This window comes from Escherichia sp. AM3, from assembly GCF_032029835.1.
Taxonomy (GTDB): domain Bacteria; phylum Pseudomonadota; class Gammaproteobacteria; order Enterobacterales; family Enterobacteriaceae; genus Escherichia; species Escherichia coli.
This window is the reverse complement of record NZ_JAVUPQ010000109.1, coordinates 1-5,931: the sequence shown is the minus strand read 5'-3', so window position 1 is coordinate 5,931 and position 5,931 is coordinate 1. Positions and strand designations below refer to the sequence as shown.

General features: G+C 43.9%; 4 protein-coding genes and 2 pseudogenes. 1 reads left to right on the top strand and 5 read right to left on the bottom strand.

What is annotated here, in order from left to right; all coding sequences use genetic code 11:
* Nucleotides 1–99: 99 nt before the first annotated feature.
* Nucleotides 100–1,341: pseudogene (gene yjhR / locus RTW80_RS21930) on the top strand (helicase YjhR); the annotation flags it as partial.
* Nucleotides 1,342–1,608: 267 nt separating this feature from the next.
* Here the strand turns inward: yjhR and RTW80_RS21925 are convergent.
* From RTW80_RS21925 to RTW80_RS21905, 5 genes and pseudogenes are all read right to left on the bottom strand, one after another.
* Nucleotides 1,609–1,814, bottom strand: a pseudogene (locus RTW80_RS21925) (restriction endonuclease); the annotation flags it as partial.
* A 109-nt stretch (nucleotides 1,815–1,923) separates the two neighbouring features.
* On the bottom strand, nucleotides 1,924–2,904 hold the full coding sequence (locus RTW80_RS21920; RefSeq protein WP_000991462.1) for a sialate O-acetylesterase: 981 nt from the start codon (nucleotides 2,902–2,904) through the stop codon (nucleotides 1,924–1,926).
* Between the two features lie 63 nt (nucleotides 2,905–2,967).
* Nucleotides 2,968–4,074 (bottom strand): N-acetylneuraminate epimerase, encoded by a 1,107-nt coding sequence (nanM, locus tag RTW80_RS21915; RefSeq protein WP_001295733.1) that lies wholly within the window; start codon nucleotides 4,072–4,074, stop codon nucleotides 2,968–2,970.
* 19 nt (nucleotides 4,075–4,093) lie between these two features.
* Nucleotides 4,094–4,810 carry an N-acetylneuraminic acid outer membrane channel NanC gene (gene nanC, locus RTW80_RS21910; protein ID WP_001295734.1) on the bottom strand — a complete coding sequence of 239 codons (717 nt, stop codon included), beginning with the start codon at nucleotides 4,808–4,810 and terminating at the stop codon, nucleotides 4,094–4,096.
* A 1,018-nt stretch (nucleotides 4,811–5,828) separates the two neighbouring features.
* On the bottom strand, nucleotides 5,829–5,931 hold a 103-nt coding region (locus tag RTW80_RS21905), incomplete at its 5' end, for an IS1 family transposase (protein WP_213080346.1).

The following is a 5,931-nucleotide window of genomic DNA, read 5'->3' as shown; positions in this document are numbered from 1 at the left end:
ATTGAATATCGCGAGCAAGTGTAAGAACTCCCAGCAAGGCCCTGTAAATAATTCTGTGTAACTGCCCACGATTAAAGGTGGCCGCTCAGGCGGTCACCGTATTCGATAATAAATGGGTCTGGAAAAAGTGCAGCATCTGGCAGCGTAATGCAGGTAGCCCAGTTCAACTCTCACTACCAGTATGATCCCAAGTTCGAGCGCGGAATGTATCTGTATGAGCATCGTCGCTGTTTCAATAACATCATCGGCTACTGTAACTCACTTTGCTATCACGGTAAGTTGCAGCCTAAAAGAGGGATGGAAAAAGGGACGATTTTCCCCGCAATGGGATATTTACATATTGATGGTAGAGGCATGAAGCCAAATGGAGGAAGCCGTTATAACCCTCTTGAAGCTGAAACAATAGCAGCATGGCTGGTGGCACATAAGGATGATATAGAGCGCCATTACGGGGAACCACTGTACAAAGTTGTTGGTGTTGTGACGCCATTTTCGGCGCAGGTTAATGCTATCAAAACGTCATTGCGTAAGCTGGAAATTAATGGCAAAGACGAGCAGGGTTCACTGACAGTGGGGACTGTGCACTCCTTGCAGGGGGCGGAAAGGGCGATTGTTCTCTTTTCTCCTGTCTACTCAAAACATGAAGATGGCAGGTTTCTTGATAGCAACAGCAGTATCCTCAATGTTGCTGTCTCACGCGCTAAAGATAGTTTTCTGGTATTTGGCGATATGGACCTTATCGAGATGCAGCCCGCATTTTCGCCGCGAGGGTTATTGGCAAAATATCTCTTTTCTTCAGATAATAATGCGTTGCAATTTGAGTTTCAGAAACGACAGGATTTAATTTCCGCACATACACAAATTTCAACGCTGCATGGTGTGGAGCAGCATGATGGATTTTTGAACAAGACTCTTGCCGGAGCTCAAAAGAAAATAACGATTATTTCCCCTTGGTTATCTTGGCAAAAAGTGGAGCAAACGGGATTTCTGGCATCAATGGCTTTGGCCCGTTCCCGGGGCATTGATATTACCGTGGTGACGGATAAAAACTGCAATATAGCGCATGTCGATGATGATAAGCGTCAGGAGAAACAACATCTGCTGAATGATGCTGTTGAAAAGCTCAATAAGATGGGTATCGCTACGAAATTGGTTAATCGTGTCCACAGCAAAATTGTGATTGAGGATGAAGAACTGCTGTGTGTCGGATCTTTTAACTGGTTCAGTGCTGCACGGGAAGATAAGTATCAACGATACGATACGTCTTTGGTGTACCGTGGCGAAGGCGTAAAAAATGAAATAAAGGCAATATATGGTAGTCTGGATCAACGTCAGCTTTAAATGTGATGAGCCGTTCATGATACAGGAGTAGTAAAGGGCATATTTTACCAATGTTAAGGCGACTTTCCGTTTTATTGCGAGTCGCCTTTCCTGATTATAAATCTTATTGTTTACCTAATCATTTTCCTTTGCATAATGCGCCTGGGATTAATGGCGGGTGCTTTTAGGAATGAAAGAAAATGCAAGCAATAATATAATAATGGCCTAATTTCTTTGAACATCATTAAGCATATCATCATCGTCTATTTGCCAGAATCCGTCGACTTATAATCGCCAGAACGGCATATCAGGACGGTGCTGCGAACGCTGTGGCCCAAAACGTTCCAGTAAACTGTGTAGATGTTCGTAGATTTCCGAGCCATAACCGAAAAGGCGCGGATGTCTATTAAGGCATCCGGCTAATCTGTAAGCAATAACAACGGTTTATGCGGTGCGCGTTTTTCACCCTTGTGCCAGATTATTATATTGGCAATTGCCTGCTGTTCGAGCCCGCAAGTGAAGAGATATTACCTTGATCTCATTTGTTTTTTGTTGTCTGCTCTGGGAATGGACAAGGACATCCCCCATGAATAAACTCCCCGCTCACCTTTCGCGCCAAAACTGCAAAATTGCTTCTACAAATCTGTCAGAAATAATCCCCCGACGGGCTGCCGCGCTGAAATGACTGCTTCGCAGTGACGTCGTCCAGTTCTCCGCTGACCGGTACGCTGAACCGAAATATCCCGTGCTTAAATCGTCCGGATCTTCATCAGGCGCGTTCGTCAGTCCTCTTTCACCTTGTTGCTGGAAGTCGACGAAAATAATATTGGCTAAAACATTATTTTGATAATTGCCATAAATAGCTTCATACGCATGAGGGAAATTTTCTTTCCAGTACCAGGTGGTATCGCCGCAAAACCACGGCGCGGCAGTAATATTATTAAGCTGAGAATGGAATTGTTTTAGATCCCTACGAAAGGCTTCAACCATATGATTAAAGTGTTGAGGGTGTGACGCGTAGTCACTGGTCATTAAGTCAAATTCGCCTTGCATCCAGCATACGCCGAGGAATTTGTTATGCGGATTTTTTGCCAGTGCGGCTCGCGTTCTGCTGACTAAATCCTGGTAGAGCGGGGTATCCGTTCCCCAACGACAAGCATCATGGCTGGCTCCGTGCCGTTCTGAATATGTCCCCTCGCTGCCCGCGGTAAAAGCCGATCCGCCACGGCAACACGGGACGATGAGAATCCCTGCATTATCAGGAATGAAGGGCAGTAATTTCCGTGCAATATGCAGTGCCTGGCCAACGGTGCCGTACTGTGTTTGATGATTCGTTGCCAGAGGATGGTGATAACCCTGCATATCCTGAACATCGTGTGGGCAGTGAGTCAGTGGAATAATGTCGTTAAAGTGACATGGCGGGCCTCCGGGATGCGTATGCGTAAATCTCGCTAATTGTTTGATTCTGGGATGAGGCGCATCTTCCCTGTCCGGTAATGGCAGTCCTTCGCCATACGCCATGGCATTAGACTGACCAGCAACGGTAAGAACATAGTAATAATTGGGCGATATTATTGCGTTCATATAATTTTCGCGTAATTGAAATGACAAATTGATAGCAGGGCCCTTTACCGGGGCCCTGAAGCGTTAGTTTTGTACTGTGACTTTATTATCCTTCACAGAGATCAAAACTGAATCCGTCACCGCTTTGCCGCCTGCAGATTCACCGCCAATAATCAATAGACTATTATTCCAGGGCAATGATACTCCGTAGGCCCGACCTTGCGATAATTCACCCGATTTATCCCATTTCCCGTTATGCCAAAGATGAATATCAGTGCTATATGATTTTTTCAGGCCTTCATGCGCATAGTTCTTACCGTTCTGGTAATTTTCTCGTGAACCTTTGAATCCGGCCCCTCCGGCAAATATAAGAGAATCATTGCTTATCCCCGCAAAACCGCCAGCGACGCCATCTGGTGATGAGACGGGAGCAAGCCTATTCCATTTTAAATTATCACCGGTGAAATCAAGTTCAAATACGGCATCCGTTCGCAATCCGGGTTTGGCTTCGCCATTAATAAGCCAGGTTTTATCACCTTTATTCACAACCGCCGCACCAGCCGTTCCGTACCAGGGAGATTCGCCAGCGTAACTCCATTGCTGGGTTGAGGGATCAAAAGACAACAGAAACTTATTGAAGAAATAATCTTCTGCTTTTTTGTCAAAATAGTGAGCGTTGATTTTATCTATAGCGGTTGAATCTTTTCCAGCCTCGTTGAGATCTTCAAAATAGCCATTGAAGATATTCTGGTTAACACCGCCAGTAACATAAGCTTTGCCGTTGTGTACAAAAGTCACATGGCCCGCCATGCCCATTGGCGCGTGCGACATCAATTTAACCCAGCTATTGGTTTTGGGGTTGTATTTGTGTACGTCATTAAATACCTGAGTCAAGCCCTTGCTATTTTTGCCAATGCCGCCAAACACATACAGATCACCATCAATAAATGCCGAGGTTGCTTGATCTCTTGGTCCACCAGGGAATGCAGCTAACGCTGTCCATTTTTTATCTTTGGCCTGTGTATCCAGCTTGTACCATGCCGTACCTGCGCTACCTAAACCAATGTAGACAGTGTCGTTATCAATTGCTCCGGTACCACTTTTAAATGGCACAGGAGTTTCCGGTAATACAGACGCGTTTGCGGCAAATGAAGCCATCATGATAGCAAGCGCCGTTATTGTTTTATTCATTGTGACTGTCTCCTGTCTACTACAGTTTAAATGACACACCAATGCGATAACTGTTTTCCGATAAATTATCTCTGCCGTTGTAAACACCCTGACGGTCAAGGTAGTCATATTCTATGTATGGCGTAATATCGGGCGTCATATGGTATTGTAGAACAAATGCATTTTCCGTCGCCCATTTCTTATGGTTTGCATAGCGATAATCGTTCTGTTTGCTGTATAGCGTCGTTTGCCATGCGAAGGTGAAATCACTATTAATATGGTAAGTGACATATCCATCCCAACGATGAACGTTATCACGAGACATATCACCGGATAAGTCTTGTTGTCGGTAAGCTTTCCAGTCGTAACGATAGCGAATGCCAAAATTAAGATCTTTTGTCGCGTCCCAGGACAGTTTTACGTAGGGTCCGTAACGTGTGCCGTTGCTGCTAAAATGCGTTAACATTCCCGGGCGTACCGTCCATTGATCATCAAGTTTAATTGCGTAATTAACTTCAACCTGAACATCATTGAGTGCGGCATTTTCCTTTTTATTATCATGAATGGTATTCCAGGTATTACTTTCCATGCTTGCCCACCATCCATTTTGCCATCCCTCACTGACTTTGAGTCGAGTCTCATAGGCGTGGCTTCCACTACGATATCCACCACGTACGTCCAGTGTCGCAGCCTGAGAAATTAATGGGGACGAAAAGCACAGTAATAATACGCCAGAAAGTATTTTAGCCTTTTTCATAAATTTCACTCATTTGTAGGATACAGAAAGCAATACAAAGCCCGCATAAACAATTAGCATTTATGTTGTGTAATATTTTTTGCCAGGCTTATAGTGTCTTTGGCAACGGGTAGCTGTATTTTATATTTTTTGTATAATGTCTCCTGTGAAAAATCTCTTTCCACATTATTTAAATAAACAGAGAGCCAGATTAAATACCTGAGTATAAAATCTCTGCTGATGTTTAATTGATTTGAATTTTCGTAAGCTATATCGCTTACTCAATCCATTTTACCCAGAGTCATAAAATAGAGTGTCTGTTGATCTCATTTTCATATTCCTTTCAGACTGAAGTGCGTTTTCATCACCCGATGAGAAAGAACTGAAGTGATGTTTGCCATAGATTGCGAGATGCCCAGTTTCATTGACTATCGTGGTGCACCTTTATACCTGTTATACCAGATCAAAAATCACGCAATCCATACAACAAAACCAGATTTGCAATTCGTGTCACAAAATATGTCGATCTTTTTCTAAGAGGCAGATGCCATGTGAAGCCAGACGAACACTTGCGGTGGTCTTCAAAAACTAAAGATTTTCTTTTAACTATATGTTTTATAAATAATTTATTTAGAATCTAAACAAAGAAAGCTTTGCAAGCTAACTCAGTGAGCTTGGTGAAAATAAGTGTTTACCCGCCATCAGGCTGAGCATAATTCTCATCATGAAATATGTTTCTTGGTTTGTGGCTTGTAACTGGTCACTCCTGATGTCGATCTGGAGAGGCTTGTTGATGCTGGTGTTTTCAGGATGATGTTTCAATTAGTTTGTTTGCCATATCGCCCGGCGAGTAGCTGTGATTGAGGAGGGTTTAAGTCGTAGTGACCAAAGCCATATTTACCAACGGATGTAGATGAAAAAGCGTCGCCTGCGTTCCCCCATATCTCCAGGATAAAAAGGAATGTAACAATCTCATGACCTAAACTGACGAACCAGCCAGGAATAATCGCTAGGGACCGGTAATGACTCCAACTTATTGTTAGTGTTTTATGTTCAGATAATGCCCGATGACTTTGTCATGCAGCTCCACCGATTTTGAGAACGACAGCGACTTCCGTCCCAGCCGTGCCAGGTGCTGCCTC

Excerpts from the sequence above, each read along its gene's own strand:
- RTW80_RS21920 (WP_000991462.1), bottom strand. The coding sequence starts at position 2,904 with ATGAACGCAATAATATCGCCCAATTATTACTATGTTCTTACCGTTGCT.
- nanM (WP_001295733.1), bottom strand. The coding sequence starts at position 4,074 with ATGAATAAAACAATAACGGCGCTTGCTATCATGATGGCTTCATTTGCC.
- nanC (WP_001295734.1), bottom strand. The coding sequence starts at position 4,810 with ATGAAAAAGGCTAAAATACTTTCTGGCGTATTATTACTGTGCTTTTCG.